This window comes from Virgibacillus sp. (genome assembly GCF_013393565.1).
Classification (GTDB): domain Bacteria; phylum Bacillota; class Bacilli; order Bacillales; family Amphibacillaceae; genus Virgibacillus; species Virgibacillus dokdonensis.
Map to the genome: position 1 here is coordinate 1 of NZ_JABXHF010000075.1, position 18,592 is coordinate 18,592.

General features: G+C 36.8%; 18 protein-coding genes and 2 other annotated features. Of the genes, 7 read left to right on the plus strand and 11 right to left on the minus strand.

Features of this window, described 5'->3' with window-relative positions; translation table 11 throughout:
- Positions 1-205: 205 nt before the first annotated feature.
- From trpA to HLX49_RS14215, 10 genes are all read right to left on the minus strand, one after another.
- Complete coding sequence (gene trpA, locus HLX49_RS14170) at positions 206-979, minus strand: tryptophan synthase subunit alpha (protein WP_296362688.1); 774 nt, start codon at positions 977-979, stop codon at positions 206-208.
- Position 980: 1 nt separating this feature from the next.
- Positions 981-2,177, minus strand: a complete 1,197-nt coding sequence (trpB, locus tag HLX49_RS14175) for a tryptophan synthase subunit beta (protein ID WP_077706176.1) — start codon at positions 2,175-2,177, stop codon at positions 981-983.
- Positions 2,155-2,787, minus strand: coding sequence for a phosphoribosylanthranilate isomerase (locus tag HLX49_RS14180; RefSeq protein ID WP_296362690.1), 633 nt, complete (start codon positions 2,785-2,787; stop codon positions 2,155-2,157). Before HLX49_RS14180 ends, trpB begins: the two co-directional genes overlap by 23 nt.
- Positions 2,777-3,568, minus strand: coding sequence for an indole-3-glycerol phosphate synthase TrpC (trpC, locus tag HLX49_RS14185; RefSeq protein ID WP_296362692.1), 792 nt, complete (start codon positions 3,566-3,568; stop codon positions 2,777-2,779). Before trpC ends, HLX49_RS14180 begins: the two co-directional genes overlap by 11 nt.
- Entirely contained in the window at positions 3,569-4,594 is a 1,026-nt protein-coding gene (gene trpD, locus HLX49_RS14190) for an anthranilate phosphoribosyltransferase (RefSeq protein ID WP_296362694.1), read from the minus strand.
- Complete coding sequence (locus HLX49_RS14195) at positions 4,578-5,177, minus strand: anthranilate synthase component II (RefSeq protein ID WP_296362697.1); 600 nt, start codon at positions 5,175-5,177, stop codon at positions 4,578-4,580. Before HLX49_RS14195 ends, trpD begins: the two co-directional genes overlap by 17 nt.
- Complete coding sequence (gene trpE / locus HLX49_RS14200; protein WP_296362698.1) at positions 5,158-6,582, minus strand: anthranilate synthase component I; 1,425 nt, start codon at positions 6,580-6,582, stop codon at positions 5,158-5,160. The genes HLX49_RS14195 and trpE overlap by 20 nt, the downstream gene beginning before the upstream one ends.
- 55 nt (positions 6,583-6,637) lie before the next feature.
- Positions 6,638-6,905 (minus strand) — a binding site (T-box leader).
- A 73-nt stretch (positions 6,906-6,978) separates the two neighbouring features.
- Positions 6,979-7,228 (minus strand) — a binding site (T-box leader).
- Between the two features lie 310 nt (positions 7,229-7,538).
- Positions 7,539-8,249, minus strand: a complete 711-nt coding sequence (locus HLX49_RS14205) for a hypothetical protein (RefSeq protein WP_296362700.1) — start codon at positions 8,247-8,249, stop codon at positions 7,539-7,541.
- A 718-nt stretch (positions 8,250-8,967) separates the two neighbouring features.
- Positions 8,968-9,108: a hypothetical protein gene (locus HLX49_RS14210; protein ID WP_176087361.1), complete on the minus strand. Its 141-nt coding sequence runs from the start codon at positions 9,106-9,108 to the stop codon at positions 8,968-8,970.
- Between the two features lie 448 nt (positions 9,109-9,556).
- Positions 9,557-10,834 (minus strand): hypothetical protein, encoded by a 1,278-nt coding sequence (locus tag HLX49_RS14215; RefSeq protein WP_296362702.1) that lies wholly within the window; start codon positions 10,832-10,834, stop codon positions 9,557-9,559.
- Between the two features lie 277 nt (positions 10,835-11,111).
- On the opposite strand from HLX49_RS14215, the gene HLX49_RS14220 reads away from it, so the two are divergent.
- The 4 genes from HLX49_RS14220 (at position 11,112) to ddlA (ending at position 14,446) form a co-directional block, all read left to right on the plus strand.
- Positions 11,112-11,780, plus strand: coding sequence for a BMQ_0737 family morphogenetic spore coat protein (locus HLX49_RS14220; protein ID WP_296362705.1), 669 nt, complete (start codon positions 11,112-11,114; stop codon positions 11,778-11,780).
- Between the two features lie 275 nt (positions 11,781-12,055).
- Positions 12,056-12,622: a hypothetical protein gene (locus HLX49_RS14225; RefSeq protein WP_296362707.1), complete on the plus strand. Its 567-nt coding sequence runs from the start codon at positions 12,056-12,058 to the stop codon at positions 12,620-12,622.
- Positions 12,615-12,911 (plus strand): hypothetical protein, encoded by a 297-nt coding sequence (locus tag HLX49_RS14230; protein ID WP_077706164.1) that lies wholly within the window; start codon positions 12,615-12,617, stop codon positions 12,909-12,911. Before HLX49_RS14225 ends, HLX49_RS14230 begins: the two co-directional genes overlap by 8 nt.
- Before the next feature lie 434 nt (positions 12,912-13,345).
- Positions 13,346-14,446 (plus strand): D-alanine--D-alanine ligase, encoded by a 1,101-nt coding sequence (ddlA, locus tag HLX49_RS14235; protein WP_296362709.1) that lies wholly within the window; start codon positions 13,346-13,348, stop codon positions 14,444-14,446.
- A gap of 370 nt (positions 14,447-14,816) precedes the next feature.
- Here the strand turns inward: ddlA and HLX49_RS14240 are convergent, their stop codons facing one another.
- Positions 14,817-15,377, minus strand: coding sequence for a nitroreductase family protein (locus HLX49_RS14240; protein ID WP_077706162.1), 561 nt, complete (start codon positions 15,375-15,377; stop codon positions 14,817-14,819).
- A 457-nt stretch (positions 15,378-15,834) separates the two neighbouring features.
- Between HLX49_RS14240 and HLX49_RS14245 the strand changes: the two genes are divergently transcribed.
- The 3 genes from HLX49_RS14245 to HLX49_RS14255 are packed head-to-tail and all read left to right on the plus strand — an operon-like array spanning position 15,835 to position 18,247.
- On the plus strand, positions 15,835-16,872 hold the full coding sequence (locus HLX49_RS14245; RefSeq protein ID WP_296362711.1) for a PTS sugar transporter subunit IIC: 1,038 nt from the start codon (positions 15,835-15,837) through the stop codon (positions 16,870-16,872).
- Positions 16,873-16,913: 41 nt separating this feature from the next.
- Entirely contained in the window at positions 16,914-17,780 is an 867-nt protein-coding gene (locus HLX49_RS14250) for a fructosamine kinase family protein (RefSeq protein ID WP_077706160.1), read from the plus strand.
- Between the two features lie 14 nt (positions 17,781-17,794).
- On the plus strand, positions 17,795-18,247 hold the full coding sequence (locus tag HLX49_RS14255) for a DUF2269 family protein (RefSeq protein WP_077706159.1): 453 nt from the start codon (positions 17,795-17,797) through the stop codon (positions 18,245-18,247).
- Positions 18,248-18,592 lie beyond the last annotated feature (345 nt).

An 18,592-nucleotide genomic window follows, 5' to 3' on the forward strand; every position in this document is an offset into this window, starting at 1 on the left:
CAGTTCTGTTTTGGTAAGATGGGTGTAGGACATGTCAGATACACTCTCCTTAACTTTGGTTGGTTATTCGTTGAGTATATCATGACATGTCTTTTTTGGTGTCTCGCTTAATTTTACAATCTAGGTATTGTAAAAAAGAGTAGCACAGATCCATAACTATGGATTTGTGCTACTAATCTAGTTTGTTTGGGGTACAACTCTTTTTTTAAATACTTGTTTGTATGAGTTGTTTAATTTCTGCTGTTTTTCCTTGATGAAAAAGATCTACGATTTTACTTCCAACGATAACACCATCGCAATATGAAGCTAGTTCTATAGCCTGTTCACTTGTGGATATACCAAATCCAGCTAGAACAGGAACAGGGCTTTGCTGTTTTAATTGGTAAAGATATGTTTTTACTTTTTTTTCGTAAGTTGTTCTTTCCCCAGTTGTCCCAGTAACAGTGACAGCGTAAAGAAATCCGTCAGAGCGATTGGCTAACATTTTAATTCTATCCTTTGAGCTTGTTAAAGCAACAAGTCTTATAAGTGCTATGGATTGCTGATTTAATACGTCTGTTACCATTTTTTCCTCTTCGATGGGGAGGTCTGGAATAATTAAACCATCTATTCCAGCTTGCACACAGGATTTAGCAAAACGGCTCACGCCATACTTATATATAAGGTTTATATAGGTCATAACAATGATTGGTACTGTACGCTTAGCTTTAAATAATTCTAACTTTTGTAATACTGCTGTCAATGTCGTGCCATTTTCAAGTGAACGCTTACCAGCGTTTTGTATTGTTGGCCCATCTGCAACGGGATCAGAAAATGGAACACCTATTTCTATAGCAGCGACACCGCAATTTTGCAAAAGTTGGATATTTTCCTCTAATTTATCCAATCCACCATCGCCAGCCATAATATAGGGAACAAAAAGATTTTTACTTTCGTTTTGTAGTTGGTGAAGGTGATTGGTTAATTTTTCTTTCCCCATATTATTTCTCCTCCAATATTTGTTTTATTTGTTCGACATCTTTATCACCGCGGCCTGAAAGACAAACTACAAGCGTTTGCGCGGGGGTCATTCGTTTAGCTAGTTTCTCTACAAAAGCAATCGCATGCGCGCTTTCTAATGCTGGAATAATGCCTTCAGTCTGAGATAATGTTTGGAATGCAGACACAGCTTTATCGTCAGTAATTGATTCATATATTACCCGTCCTGTATCATTTAAATGGCTATGCTCAGGTCCAACACCAGGGTAGTCTAGACCAGCGGAAATCGAAAAAGCTTCTTGAATTTGTCCATGATCATCTTGCAGTAAATTTGTCATTGTCCCATGCAGGATCCCAGGGTTTGGTCTTACTAATACAGATGCATGCTGGTTGGTATCTATCCCGACTCCTCCTGCCTCTACACCATATAACTTTACATCCTTATCTTCTATAAAGGGATAAAAAATTCCCATGGCATTGCTTCCCCCACCAATACATGCAACGATAGCATCTGGTAATGAACCGTGCTTCTGAAGCATTTGGTTCTTCGTTTCCTTCCCAATAATAGATTGAAAATCGCGGACAATTTTTGGGAATGGATGAGGTCCCACAACAGAACCAAGAATATAATGCGTATCTTCAACATTTGCCACCCAATACCTTAGGGCATCATTGACTGCATCTTTTAAAGTACCACTCCCATTTTTAACACTGCGTACTTCAGCACCTAATAGTTCCATCCTAAATACATTAAGTTTTTGTCTGCGCATATCTGCTTCTCCCATAAATACAACACATTTCAGACCAAGTAGGGAGCAAACTGTTGCAGTAGCTACTCCATGTTGTCCAGCACCAGTTTCTGCAACAACTTTTTTCTTGCCCATTCGGCACGTCAACAAAGCTTGACCGATCGTATTATTTATTTTATGTGCTCCTGTATGGTTTAAATCCTCACGCTTTAGATATATGTGTGGTCCTGCAAACCGCTTCGTGAGATTCCTTGCATAATATAATGGAGTTTCTCTACCAATATATTGGGTCATATAATCATTTAATTCTTTTGTAAATGTTGGATCATTCATTGCTTCTTCATAAGCTTGCTCTAACTCAAGTAAAGCGGGCATAAGTGTTTCTGGAACGTATCTTCCTCCGAATTTACCGAACTTTCCATTTACATCAGGCATTGTGTAGGTTGGCATCAAATTCATCCTTTCGTTTAGCATGAACTATAAATTGATTTATCTTTTCAAAATCTTTCTTACCGTTTGTTTCTACTCCACTTGAGACATCAACAGCGAATGGTTGAAGGGCTTCTATAGCGGAATGAACGTTCTCAGGTGTTAGTCCACCAGCAATCATTATGTTGTCCTTTGGAATGGATAAATGATTGAGTATACTCCAATTAAAAGTCATCCCGTTACCCCCAGGTCTTTTTCCTACTGGGCCATCTAACAAGTAGAAATTACAAGGAAATGGTTTAATACAAGATACATTTTCGTCATCGACCGGATACGCTCTAATTATTTTACATGTTAGTTTTGCAGCTACAGCAGCGGTTTCTTGACCGTGAAGTTGGATATAGTCAAGTGGGACATGTGCAGCGATTGTATTCATAATGTCAACAGTTTCGTTTACAAACACGCCAACCTTCTTTATTGAAGGGGGGAGGGTGTTTGCGATGGTAGCAGCAGCTTTAGGAGTGATCGATCGCTTGCTTTCGGCAAACACAAAGCCAATGAAGTCTGCTCCTGCTTCGACAGCTGCCCGAGCAGCAGCAACGGATTGAATGCCACATATTTTAACGAGCATCGTGCATCCTCCTTATCTTGGAAACCTTTAATGTATGATAAGTTTCAAATAAGTTAGTCGAACGCATTAATGTTTCACCTATAAGTAGTGCTTCTGCACCAGCATCTCGTGCTAAAAGTGCATCAGAACGGGTACTAATTCCACTTTCACTAATAATTAAAGTGTTTTTATTTTTAATATGAGATGCTAGTTTAACTGTTGTTTGTAAATCTACTTCAAAGGTTTTTAAATTCCGGTTATTAATTCCAATAATTGCAGGGTCTAGTTCTAATATGGCTTCTAATTCTTCCATTTGATGTACTTCACAAATAACCTCAAGTCCTTTTTCGGTAGCATAATGATATAATTCATGTAATTTTTGTTTGGATAATGCAGCAGCAATTAATAATATGATGGAGGCGCCAGCTGCTTTAGCTTGATCGATTTGTACGGTATGAATGATAAAATCTTTGCATAAGACAGGTATTTGCACCACTTCTGCAACAGCTTGCAAATCCTTCATCGACCCCTTAAAAAAAACGTTGTCGGTGAGTACAGATATCGCTACTGCACCGTAAGCCTCATACTGTTTAGCCAGTGTAACTGGATGAACCTCCGCTTTTATATCTCCTTTTGAAGGAGAGGAACGTTTGATTTCAGAAATAATCTGTACCTCTTTGGAAGTAGTCACTCTATTTTTGAAAGGAACCGGTTGTTTACTCATATCAAAAAGCCTGGCTTCCTCCAAAAGCTTATCCACCTCCATTTGCTTGTGTGCTATAATTTTTTCTAAAATAGTCATTTAAATCACCTCTCTTGTGCACTTCTTGCTAAAATCCACCAAGTTTAATAGGCAAGCTAGTGCTTTTCCCGAACGGACACTTTCATTCGCTAATTCCATTCCTTGTTGTATAGAAGATGCTGTTCCATGTGCGTAAAGGCCCAGACCTGCATTTAGAAGGACAGTATCTAAATAAGCGCTTGAATTCCCTTGCAAAACGTCTTTCATAATGGCAGCGTTTTTCTTAGCGTCACCACCCTGAATTTCTTCGTTGGGATACATGGGTAATCCAACTTCTTCTGGATGCAAAGTGAAAGGTTTTAGTTTCCCATCTTCAAGCAGGATAAGATGGTTTACTCCTGAAAGGGAAGCTTCATCCATACCATTAGCACCATTGACAACGATAGCACGCTTTCTCCCTAATTTATGCAAGGTTTGAGCTACGATTTCAAGTTTTTCTTTACGGTAAACACCGATAAACTGTGAATGCAGCATAACTGGATTGATTAAGGGACCAATGATATTAAAAATGGTTGGTAGTCCTAAGTCTTTACGAACCTTGGAAAATGACTTTAATGCGTTATGCACGTGGGGAGCAAATAAAAAGACAATCTTATTTTTATCTAACGATTCTTCTACCTGTGCCGGTGTGAAAAATAGAGAAACTCCAAGTGTTTCTAAGACATCAGCACTTCCAGTTTTACTTGAAATACTACGATTTCCATGCTTTGCAATTGGCACACCTGCACCAGCAATTACAAATGCAGAAGTTGTACTAATATTAAAACTCCCTGATATATCTCCTCCGGTTCCACAATTGTCCATGACATTTTTTACATTTGTAGTATTATATAGTGATCGAGAGCGAATTACTTCTACTAAGCCAGCTATTTCATCAGATGTTTCTCCTTTTATTTGCAATGCAGTTAGTAAAGCTGCTATTTCGGATTCTGTTGTATAATTATTGATGCAGGAGAGTGTAACATTCTTCATCTCATGAAAATTTAGATGATGACCTTGGAGTAATTTTTTAAGGTAATTTCTCATATGAAGTCTCCTTTCTAATTTTTTGTAAAAAGTTATGCATTATCCTGTTTCCTGAAGTTGTACCGATAGATTCAGGATGAAATTGCACGCCGTATACTGGATAAAAAGTGTGCTGAATAGCCATAACTTCATTGTCTTCAAGCGATGTTGCCACTAGCTCAAGCTGTTGTGGGAGGGAATTCGCCTCAATAACGTATGAGTGATAGCGCATGACTTCAAGTGGTTGCGATAAGTATTGAAAAATCCCAGATCCATTATGCGTAATAAGTGATGTTTTACCATGCATTATTTGGTTAGACGGTTGAAGGGAAGCTCCCAATGCCTCACCGATAATTTGGTGACCCAAGCATACACCTAAAATAGGAATTTTCTGATAAAAGTTTTTAACTATTTCTGGACAGGCTCCTGTTTGTTCTGGGAGGCCAGGTCCTGGTGATATAATAATTGCTTCAGGATTAAGAATATTTATCTCATTAAGTGTAATGTTGTTATTTCTAACAACGTGAACATGAAAGCCTTCTTCAGAGACATATTGGAAGATGTTATAAGTAAATGAATCAAAATTATCTATTAACACAATCATTTATAGACACCTCCATAAGGGATTTGGCTTTAAACAATGTTTCCATATACTCCTTCTCTGGATCAGAATCATGTACAATGCCAGCTCCAGTTTGTAGATAAGCGTGTTTACCGGTAACGATGATGGATCGAATTGCGAGCGCCATTGTTAAGTCATGGTTGTAGTTGATAAAGCCAATGCCTCCACCGTAGAAGCCTCTTCTTGTTTTTTCTAGCTGATTAATGATTTGCATCGCTCTAATCTTTGGTGCTCCAGTGACAGTCCCAGCAGGCAAGCAGGATTTTAAAGCAGTAAATGAGTTGTATCCATTCCGAAGTGTTCCATGCACTTCTGAGACAATATGCATAACGTGTTGGTATTTTTCAATTGTCATGTAGGTTGGAATGCTAATACTTCCAACTTCACATATACGTCCTAGATCATTTCTACTCAAATCAATGAGCATGCGATGTTCAGCAATTTCTTTTTCATCCTTCAGCAGGTCATCCATTTGTTGCGCATCCTCAAGGGGGCTTTTCCCACGAGGCTTCGTTCCTGCAATTGGATTTGTCATGATACTCCTACCACGAGTTTCAATTAAGCTTTCTGGTGATGCCCCAAGAATAAGATAATGTTCAAAATCGATATAAAACATATATGGGGATGGATTCGCCTTTTGGAGTTGACGATAAAATGAGAACGTATCCCCCCTAACGGTTGCTTTCATACGCTGAGATAAAACAACTTGGAATATGTCACCTTGTTGGATATGTTTTTTTGCTGTTGTAATTTTTTGCTGAAAGGCTTCTTTGGTTATTTCAGGATAAAAGGTAATAGGTGCTTCTTGTGAAGCACTTGTATATTTCGCATCATTAATTTGATTTTGCAAATTTGCCAGTTGATTTTCTAAGTTTTCGGGCTTCGCACCCACTTGAATTGCTATGACATATAGGATTTCACTTGTGTGATCGAACACGAGAACATTTTTATAAAGCATAAGATGGATATCAGGCATGTTTACATCATTCGTTAACGCTTCTCCAATATGCTCGCTGGCTCGAATAGTATCATAGCCAACATAGCCAATTGCTCCACCGTAAAAGGGGAGTGGTAGATCAATGGATATGTGGGGAAGATACCTTTCCATATAAGTTAAAGCGTTTTGTTGGATGGTTTTAGTTGTATGATTGACAAGATCAATATGCTTAGTTGTATTACCAAAACCAATAATCTCTTCATAAGGATCGCAACCAAGAAAGGAAAACTTTCCTTTCTTTTCGTGCTGCAAGGTGCTTTCTAACAAGAATTTTTTCTTGCCTGTTAATCGCTTAAATAATTCTACAGGAGTTAATGTATCTGCATTAAGTTTGATAAATTTAAATGCTGCTTCTTTTTCCATTGCAATTTCATCCTTTCCTATAAGCATTTAATGCCCTAAAGGGTAAAATAAAAAATCCTCTACAAACACATCATTGGTGTTTGTAGAGGACGATTGGAACCGCGGTGCCACCTCTGTTAAAAAGCATAAGCCTTTTATCTTTATTTCGAATACAGGAGAGAGGATTCGGTAAACTGACCCACCTATCCGATATTCTATCCGTATAACGGCGGAACTCCGTGTTTCCCTACTGTTTTTTCAGGAAACCTCTTGTAAGTCCATTCAGCAAGACTCCACATGCTAGCATCCCACCACCGCTAGCTCTCTTCAATGCTTCTGCTATGCTTACTTCTCTTACGCAACGATTTATCTTTTTTGTCAGAGTTTATTTAATGCTAATTTCTTCAACCGTATCCTTTATAAATACAAAAAACCCCTCATCCGACAAAGGACGAGGGACCGTGGTACCACCTTTATTAGTTGCATATATACAACTCACTTTATTACATGAAGCTTTACTTAGCTTCATGTAGTTCTCAGATAACGATGAGATTAACTCGCCAAAGCCTACTACAATTACGGTTCGGTTTGGAAACTCCGAAGTCCATTCATCTAATGAAACACACTGATTCTCACCATCCATCAGCTCTCTTTTGCGCTCAATTAGATTACTACTCTTCATCATTGTTTTAACATTGATTAAGTTATTGATGACAATATTAAGATAATTCATGTTGAAAGTCAACCCTTTTTTAATACTTTTTTGACAGATAAGAATTTTTATTCTCATTATAATATGGATTTTCCATTAAGCGAGTATGCATGAAGGGCAGGCTTTTCGGTATTTGGAAAGTTCAGTATCCCTGCGGATATGAGAGCCAGCCATAGTTATTTTAAATGAGCCAAGCTGTTTGAGCTAGCACCGAGGTTGCTCTAAAGTAAAGTCACTTTTTTTAAGAAATGAATCGGTAACACTTTATAAGTGTCACCGACTCAGTGTATTATTAGCCACCGTTTGGTGTTGGGAAAGTGAATGATGGAGTATCTGTTATTTCACAGCGGTTGGGATTAATTTCGCATACATTACCTTGTTGATCTTTGATAACTTGCCTAGTAACTGTAATTTGGGTACGTAATACAATTTTAACTAAGATACCATCAACAAGCCCGGTTCCAGCTGCGTTGACAACTTCTACTCCTGGCTGTGTGAAGATTCCTTCTACTTCAAGTGGCGTCTCCTGTAGCATATCTTGTGGACAAGCACCGAAGAAATCAGTATGCGCTTGGAATGGGATAGTTGTTGTTATAACGTCTGGTGCAGCTACACCATCAATTGTAACAGAAATAGTTGCTGGCACTAATCCAATATTGACTACTTTATCTTTTATGATTCTGGCATTTTGTGTAATTTCATCTAAATTGGGCACCACATTTACAGAAACAAGATCAGCGATATCAAGTAAATTTGGGAATAGAGTAATGGGAAGTGTTGTTTCTGCCACCTTTTGAACAGATTTTGAGCCTACTAGTGAATGAACGACAACACAATCACTAGTTAATTTTGCAGGCTTGAATTGTGGCTTCTTAAAATTACATTCACAAGTTTCGCGCTTACAACAGTCATCTTTAAAACATTTTCGCTTAGGGTATGGTTTGCATTTTTTTGCCTGGTTTCCTGACATCGCAACACTTTTGTAATATTTTTTAGAGGACATTACATCCTCCCTCCTTTCGTGAACTCTTTTTTGGAAAATAAAATGTTATTTTCATGATTATACTATTAGTTAAAGGTGTTTTCTGATTGGACGTATTGATTATTTAGTAAGCTTTAGTATAGAGACTTCCTAAAAATAGGTATGTGTAATGTTTGTATATTTCTGATATGTGAAATAAAGGGAAGGCTATCCCAGAAGAATTGTATACATACAGAAACTTTGGGGTTAAACTATTTGTATACTTTAGAGAGTAGTTTTAAGTAAGAAAAGAAAGGAAATGGGCATTTGACATAAAGGCAGGAGATTTAAGTCGTTTAAGAAGAAGCTGAATTTTTATTATCTCTTTCATTGAACAGGTAACAAGTGCTTTTTTGTAAACATAGCTATTGTTATTGCCAAAAAGCTGAGCGAATATCTGAAATAAACCCCTAATTGCCTCTAAAATAAATTGGTATCACAAAGAAAATTCCATAGATATAGATTACTTTAAAAGAATAATTATGATAGTGAAATAAAAAGGCTTCTTATTGGAATGCGGGTTATTGTTAATTTGTGTATATAGGCATAAATGTTAAGAATGAAGATATCTATATACAATGTGGTATGACTAGCACTCAATAAGATAGCCTTTTACGACATAACTTTTTCAAACAAGGGTAGAGAATTTAATTAAGACCGCTCTAAGAACCTATTCGGAGGATGAAATTGGTCTTTTGTATTATTTTGCTTTACCGCAACAGCCGCCTTTTCGGAACATTCCTTTTTTCACTGATGGCGATGATGCCAGTACAATAGGCTTTGTGGAAGTATTTAATTTAGTATAGCTAGCTTCTGCTTTCAGCAATTTTTTTTTCTTCAATATTCTTCAACTCCTTAGGGGTTATAATGTATTATACGTATTGTATTGAATGGTGGTCGGGCTAACATGCGGGTTCTATGCGAAAAGGGCATTCTCCATAGTTGGAGCTTTTACTTGATAGCATTTTCACTAAAGGGTGATTTTCTTTAAAGGGAATAATGACCATTTTTATATTGGTTAGTGGGGTGGTTGGCAATAGGTAATGTAGAAAGGGATAAGTGCTGTATAAGGGTGAGAATGGTAAAGAGAAAGAGTTCTTGATTTATTTTTTAATTCTTGTCAACGTATGCTCAAGTTTATGCTTACTATAGCATTGCGCTCGTTCCTAATTGCCAAACAGATTGTAAGTTTATTCGATATCCTACTAATATATCGCACGATTCATAAGGTAGTACGGCTTTTCTGAGTGTATAGATATATACGAATAATTATTTGCTACGTGTTCATCTTATCCTCTCTTAAATAAGGAAAGGAAGGATGTCAAGGAATCTGACTTTTTAACTGATTCATCAGCATTTATTGCGTTAGTATTTTCTGTTTGATCTATTTGTTTTTCAGTAAAGTATTGTTGCTTCATCTCCGCACCCTTTATTTGTTTTTCAGTTGATGTTGTACTACTGTTTGTTTCCTCTATCTGATTTTCAGTAAAGTTTATATTACTCTCTGCATCTTCTGCTTGTTTCCCAGAGTCTGTGTTATTTTCATTTTTTTCTAATTCGTTGTTTGGAGAATCTGTATTACTCTCTAATACTTTTCCTATTAATGCATTTGGTGTCTGTTTCTCGACACTATTTTCTAGTTCTATATCCTGTACCTGTTTCTCCACACTATTTTCTAGTTCTATATCCTGTACCTGTTTCTCCACATTATTTTCTAGTTTTAATTCATCACTGTGAGGGTTAGCATTCTCATAAGTAGGTGTTGTATTGTCCGTATCTAGCTTTTCTTCTTTGTTTTCAACTTGAGTTTTGCTTTTGGGAGTAGCTGTACGAGTAACAATATTTTTATTTAATTCATATTGGGAATTGAGAAAAGTCTTCTTTGCTTTATTCATAGATATAGTTCCAGAATTTTTTGTGTCATAATGATGGGGATTATAGGAATTTCCATGGTTTGACTTTGTCCGGCTATAGTGTTGTCTATTTACTTGATTATTTTTTTTTTTGCTGATTGATTGTTGTTCAACTTGGTTGGGATATTGCAGTAAGCTCTGTAATTGCCTATATTCTGACTTATGAGTGGAACGTTTATTTTTAGAAGTAGTACTCTCTTCCGTTTTCATTATTTCCTTTATTTGTAGAATCTCTTCTTTTAAACTTTCAAGCTCTTTTATCTGCTCCTCCGATTTTTCATTATGCGTTTTTAGTAATTGATCAATTTTTTTGAAAAGCTCAGCAAATGATACCTGTTCTAATTGATGCTTAATTATTTCAGTTTGTTGATCTAATCGCTCTAAAGTATTTAGGATAGACACTTGCTGGTTAGCTAGATGCTCTTCCTCCATTTGATATTTCAGAAATTCTTCTTGAAATTTATTTTCCATCGCTTTCATTTCCCCTTTTAGTTTAAAAATTTTCATCTTCAAATCATAAAAATCATCTTTTGTTTTAAGATAATCTTCCACTAATTTTCCCTCTGTTACAGTTCTCATCGTTTCCTTGTAGGCATTGAGCTCTTTTTTTAACTTGTCAATATCGTTAACATTGTACAACTCGTATCGATGCATTTTCATTCACCCTTTTACAGCACATTAATATACTATTTATCAAACAGCAATCTGTGACAAAAGTGCATTTATTAACTTCAGAACATCATTGCTCTGACATATTTATCTTATGCACAATATTCTAGATTTAATCTAAAATCCAGAAGCCTTATTGATAAGACGAAGACCTAATTCCATGATTTTTGTCTTAATCTCCGCTAAATTACTATACCGTTTTGGGGATTTGTTCATAGGCTACAGTGAAAGAAATTAATCTTATTCGGAGGTGTTTGCTATAATGCAGGCAAATAATTTTTCTGGGGGTCAGGAGCTCCTATGTATTAATACAGAAAAGGTATATGACTGGATTCTGAATGAAGCCACATTTGATCTGAACTTAATGGATATGGAATTGCCAGCAAATCCAAATACGGGTGAACAGTTGACATGTGCTGATATTGATATAGATACAGTTACATGTACAGTTACACCTTGTGATACCGAGCCAATTGTTATTTTGGATCGAGTAGATCAGGATTTTGTCATTGATGGTACAGAGGTGACGTTACAGCTGGTTAATATTCGTAAAAACTTTGTTGTAACAGTTTTTGTTGATTTATTACCAGAAGTTTGCAGTGGAACAGTAGAGGTCTGTGAAGCATATTTTACACGTTGTGAACAAGTAGTGCTTTGCGCACCTGAAGGAACAGAAATTGATGTGGCTTACACAGACTTAGATTGCTTTGTTTGTACTGCGGCTTGTGATGATTCAGTTGATCCAAATGAACTAGATGTAACGCTTACTGTTCGCTTATGCCAAAGCATTCAATCCACATTTGACGTCACTCTTGAAATCGTAGCAGATTTCTGTGAGCCAAGAGATGTTCTTCCGGTAACGCCATGCCCTACGCCAACTATGCCACCACAATGTCCAGTTATTTTCCCGAATAATGGTTGTATTGACTAAGGAGTTGGCATATTTATAAAGAGAGGAACATATCCTCTCTTTATTTTTGCTTTTACATTTAGAATTGCTAAATATGTCTAAGTGGAAGATTGTAAATGTTTCCTTTGCAGTCGTCGCTCGTAAAAAAGCTTTCAATATGCAAGGAATAGTTAGTGTCAACGTATCACATGCAGGGAAACAATTCTTTGAAATTACTCACTTTTTTAGCCCTTTTAAACCTTGTATATGGAAGCAAATGCGCGGAAATATTTTCATGTTAAACAGGAGGAATGGAAATGGAAAAAATAAGAACAATTCAAAAGAAACTACGTGATTTGCAGGAAATCAATGACGCCTACTTAAAGGAACTAAAGACAGTAGCGAAGGAGGTTCAGAAAAAACACATACAGATTGTGAGTTTCTTTACTTATTCCGTTAATTTGAACCATCAACCGGATGGAGAAAATCTGATTATTGGTTCCTATCACATAACTAATTTGGGTTTTAAACCGTTGCACCACCCATATATATGCATCAAGCTAAACGCTGAAGGCCAGTTCGACTTTTCTGGTAAGTATTTTTATGAACAAACACAACAAAAAATGAAGCTCGCAAATGCTTGGTTGAGATTTAATGAAGCAAGTGATCAACAAGAGTTTTGGTTAAAGCCAAGTAAGCAGCAAATACTTTATCCACAAGAAAATTTAACTTTTCAAAATTTTCAATTAAAATGGGTGCCGAATATGTCATACAGCTGTAGTGTAAAAGGGTTTACATATGGAGATGAAGTAGAAGAAGGGATGCACGCAGTAAATCAAATCAGTGTTAGTGGAAAAGTGGAGGAGGAGAAGGGACATGAATAACGAAGAAATGGAAAAATTGTGGAAGGAATCCATCTATTCATTGATTAAAAATCACTTGGAAGCATTAAGGGAAGACACATCATCTCCTAATAGTAGCTTTGTATACTTAGAAAATAATACGTTACAAATGATCATGGCATATATGTTTATGAATATGAATCGCTTAACGGATTACAGTAATAATTCAATGGATACAGCGGAATTAGTAGATATAGAAAATAATCTGGACGCGTTAATTGATTATAGTAAAAAGGAGTTTGAAACAATACTAGGTATGCTAAAAGGCTAATTCCATGACAAGATACGTAGTATAATAATGAGTAGTATAGCGATGTGAATAGTTGAGAGCGAAGCGCCATTTATCTCTTTCTACTTTATTCTATAGTAATATATATAAATCGCTTACTGTATGATAGCTTCAAATTTACCAAAGTGTGTAAAAATCACTTTTCCCTTTATTATTAAGCTAATTTTGTGCTATTTTAATGGTATGCTATAGTTTTACGTTTAAAAGATATGTTGTTCAAAAAAGGAGTATAATTTAAATACACCAATGTGGGAGATTTGCAGATAATGTGAAAGGTTTCGAAAGTGTTTACATAGTTGGCAGTGACCCTTCATGGTTATTATATTTTTCTATTTAATTGCAGGCAATTCATTTATGTTGTCATAAAAATCAGCCTGTCCTTTTTGAACGATTATGATGAGGGAAGGACGACAAATATGAGAAAGAAAAAAGTGGGAATTATTTTTGGCGGGAAATCTGCTGAGCATGAAGTATCACTTCAGTCAGCTAAAAATATTGTTGATGCGATAGACCGTGATAAGTATGAGGTTGTTTTAATTGGGATTGATAAGGATGGGAAATGGCAATTAAATGAGTCATCTTCTTATTTGCTCCACGCGGATAATCCAAAGCTGATTCAATTAAACAAATCGAATGATACAGTTGCGATTGTTCCTGGAGATAAGGAGAGACAATTTATCCATACCTCTAACGCAACAAAGCTAGAAGAATTAGATGTTGTGTTTCCAATTGTGCATGGAACATTGGGAGAGGATGGAAGTATACAAGGAATGCTTCGTTTAGCAGACCTTCCATTTGTGGGACCAGACGTTTTAGCTTCTTCTGTTTGTATGGATAAAGACGTTGCGAAGCGTTTATTACAAGGAGCTGGAATAAACGTTGCTAAAGGACTTGTATTTAGAAAAAATGAACAAGATGAGATAAGTTTCGAAACAGCTGTGGAAGCATTGGGAAATCCAATGTTTATTAAACCGGCTAATCAAGGTTCATCTGTTGGCATTAGCAAAGTAACGACAGAAGAAGCGTTCTATCAAGGTGTGCAAGAAGCATTTCGCTATGATCATAAAATTGTTATCGAAGAGTGCATTATTGGTAGAGAGATAGAATGTTCAGTATTAGGAAATGAGGAACCAAAAGCATCATTACTAGGAGAAATTTTACCACAAACCGAATTCTATTCGTATGAATCAAAATACATTGACGAAAAAGGGGCAGAATTAGCGATCCCTGCAGATGTGTCTGAGGAGACAACGAAGCGTGTTCAAGATGTTGCTATTCAAGCGTTTAAAGCATTAGAGTGTGAAGGTTTAGCAAGAGTAGACTTCTTTTTAACAGAAGCTGGGGATATTTATTTAAATGAAATTAATACGTTACCTGGATTTACAAAAATAAGTATGTATCCAAAATTATGGGAAGTAAGTGGGCTTTCTTATCAAGAATTAATTACTACGTTAATTGAACTAGCAATGGATCGGCACAACCGAAACCATGGACTAAAAAGTTCTGTATGGGATTAATGTAAGTATAAGAAAAGAGGCATGATAATAAAGTAGATGCTCCTCTTAAGTTGCAATGATTTCATCTTAAGAGGATGCTACATCCTATTTCATGCCTCTTTATTTTTACACTATAGGAAAGTGTAAAATTATTATTGATTATAGTATAAGAAAAAGAAGGCTTCAGCTATGAGACTTGGCGGCAAGCCAAGTTTTTCTAATGGCCTATTTTCAACACTTACGTTCTGCCCGAAACAGATCAAATTTCAAGCCTAGCTTGTTTGTATGGTGTAAGCCATTATCATGAAATGGAACGATAGCTGTCCAAAAGTGTTGATAATGCACCAAACTAATGTTACTAAGTTATTGGTAAGAGAAGGGCTCTTTTGCTCTATCCTTCGTAAGTCGAGAATTTATCCTCCACGCTAATCCGGGCTTTAGGAGCTGGTGCTTCATCAAAATATCCTAAATGAAGGAAGCTAACAATTTTTTCATTTGGCTTAACATGTAAGATTTCTTTTACTTTCGGATCTTGAATATGTGGGTTTGTTTTCCATACTGCGCCAAGTTTTCTTTCCCAAGCGAGTAGCCAGAAATTTTGAATCATACAAGCAACTGCACCGTAATTTTCTTCCCATTCTTTTTGCGATTCTGGTTCATCCATAACAACAACAAGAATGGCATTCGGCTCGTTTAAATAATCTTCTCTGTTTTGTTGTCTTTCCAGTGGGTACGTAGCAGCAACTTTTTTTGCAAACTCCGGTAGTTGATCTTTCTCTACAAAAATAAACCGCCATGGTTGACGCATCCCATGCGTAGGCGCCCAAATCGCATCCTCCAGTATTTCTAATACCTTCTCTTTGGTTACTTCTTTATCATTATACCCTTTTTTAACAGCACGGCGTTCGCGGATAAGCTTCGCTAGCTGCGAGTTTGTCGTAATATTCCCCATATCTTTCATCTCCCTTGTTATATGTATATAATTGATAATTATTTTCAGTTAAATTGTAGCCGAATAGGTATAGAAAAGCAACTAAACAATTTCATTTACGATAGTAATACAATATATGAGAACAATGTGTGGGTTATTCTGCTTGAAGTACTACTCGAATAACGTAATAATAGATGATAATACTGTAAATGAGGAGAGAATGTAACGGTTGTGGCGACAGACGACTGGCGATAGGTGAGGCAGTGGAGTGAAATTAGGGGTAATACTTCGTAGGCAACAACGTATAGAAAGATGGAAGGTATACAATCCACAAAGATGAACTAGAAAAAGGGGGAAACAATAAAGATATAATGTAAATTCCATATTTCAGACATATTGGTGTATAGGGAGCATTTACTAAAATCAATTTTAGGCACGAATTTATGTGAGTAGATTCACGATGATAGGAGGAATAACGATGCAGCAATTTTTACAACGTAAAGGTGTCCATATTACAGGGAAAGCTTATTTTATCACCGCTTTAAGTTACATGGCGTTAGGTTTATTCTCATCCTTGATTATTGGACTTATTATTAAGACAGCTGGTGAACAGATCATCATCATGTTTTCTCCTTCATTGGCGGAAGTTTTTGTGGAAATGGGAAGTTTTGCAATGGACACAAAAATTATGGGTGGTGCTATCGGTGTCGCCATTGCTTACGGGTTAAAGGCCCCACCACTTGTACTATTTTCAGCTTTATTTGCTGGTGCATTTGGTGCAGAACTAGGTGGGCCAGCTGGAAGTTACATTAGTGCGGTATTCGCTACAGAACTTGGCAAATTAGTATATCAAGAAACACGTGTGGATATCATTGTTACGCCATTAGTAACGATTGTAGTAGGTTTTACAACGGGTAAATTTATCGGTCCTGGGATAAGTAGTTTGATGGAAGGCTTTGGCGAAATGATTAACTGGTCAACAGAACAGCAACCATTTATCATGGGAATTTTAGTAGCTGTATTGATGGGAATAGCATTAACAGCGCCGATTTCATCTGCGGCTATTGCTATTATGCTATCTTTGGATGGGCTAGCTGCAGGTGCCGCTACGGTAGGCTGCTCCGCACAAATGATTGGTTTTGCGGTGGCTAGTTATCGGGATAATGGATTTGGTGGCTTTATTGCGCAAGGTATTGGAACGTCGATGTTACAAGTCGCTAATATTGTAAAAAAACCAATTATTTTATTACCACCGACAATAGCAGGAGCTGTTGTTGCGCCGCTTGCTACTGTATGGCTAGAGCTAACGAATAATCCTTCTGGAGCTGGTATGGGGACAAGCGGCTTCGTTGGACAAATTATGACAATCGAATCGATGGGCTTTTCCATGCCTCTTCTTTGGAGTATGCTCATGTTACATATCATGATCCCGGCTATAATTAGTTTGCTTATTGTCACTTTACTTCGGAAAAAAGGCTGGATTCAACCAGGCGATATGAAAATATCTTATGAATAAACTTGTGGAAAATTAAACGAAAAGAAAGGAGTATATCGTATATGAAGCCGCAATTCCAGAAGCTGTTAAAGCAATCAGGTGTTAAAGGGAATGTAACGCGGGTGAAAAAAGTGTCTGGTGGCTCCATCAACGACGCCTATCTAGTAGAAACAGATGCGCAACGTTTTTTTATGAAGTTAAATGAAGCTTCACCTGCTCGTTTTTTTGCATTAGAAGCGAAAGGTCTAGCACTGATAAAGTCTACAAATACGATGGATGTTCCAGATGTTATCGGTTATTCGGATCAAGAAGGTGAGTCATTTTTGCTATTGGAATGGGTAAATGGACATAGAACCGAACATACGGACAAGCTACTTGGTGAGCGATTAGCTGCCATGCACCAAACCAGTGGAGAGCAGCATGGCTATTCGGAAGCAACATTTATTGGTACATTACAACAGCCAAACAGCTGGTATGATAGTTGGCTTTCCTATTATCGTGACTGCCGTCTGAAAACACAATTACAGATTGGGATCAAACGGAATGTTATCCATGCGCAACGACGAGAGAAGCTAGAGAGGTTACTAGTGCGATTAGACCGCTGGATTCCTAATAACATTTCTCCAGCCTATTTACACGGTGATTTATGGGGAGGTAATTGGATAGTTGGAGAACATGGAATCCCTTATTTTATTGATCCATCCTTTTTATTTGGGGATAGACATTTTGATATAGCTTTTACTGAAGTATTCAGTGGCTTTTCTACAAGCTTTTATGAAGCCTATAAAGCCACTTTTCCATTAGCGGATTATTACAAAGATTGTAAGCCGTTATACCAATTATTCTATTTATTAGTTCATCTAAACTTATTTGGAGAAGTGTACGGATCAAATGTTGATAGAATTTTGCGTTATTATGTAGGAGATTAGAAGGGATAGATAACATGGAGTTTTATGACCTCATGGTGTTCATACACATCATTGCTGCAATTATTGGTATGGGTCCAGGTTTCTTCATGATTTTGCCAGTGAAAACAGCAACTACGATGACAGAATTGCAATATGGTTATAAAATACGAAACAAATTACACGGCTGTGTCATGATTGGTGGTACATTACTATTGATAACGGGGCTAATCATGGGAGTACTTCGCCCCTATTTATTTGCACAAGGTTGGTTTATAGGCAGTTTGCTTTTATTTTTGCTTGCTTTGGCATTTGGCCCACTCGTGCTGTCGCCGCGTTCCAAACCAATCAAAAAACTATTACAGACGCATCCGGATAGTACGATCCCTGATGACTACTTTCGATTATCCAGAAAGCTATTTTTCTATGAAAGAATCGAAAGTCTGTTGTTTATGATCATTATTATTTTGATGATTACGAAACCATTTTAAAGTACGTTTAAGGAAATTCTCTGAAGTTCATAAGAGAGTTACTTGAAGTTCGCAAATTTTCGCGAAGTTCATAAGTTATTGTGGGGGCCTTCTTACGATGGAGATCCATATAAAAAAGTGCCAACTGTTTGATTGTCATCTCTAACTTTGTTGGGGAGACGCTCTTCCTTGGCACTTTTGTACACTATTATGAAAGCATAAATTTTTAAGGTTTATACTCACTAGCATTGCATTAATTAAACCTGATGATTCAAAATACTAAAAATGTTCAATAATTACGTGTTCATGATACAAAAAAATCCTTTACAATGGAAGTACAGGTGGTTCCTGTCCAAATCCAAAAGT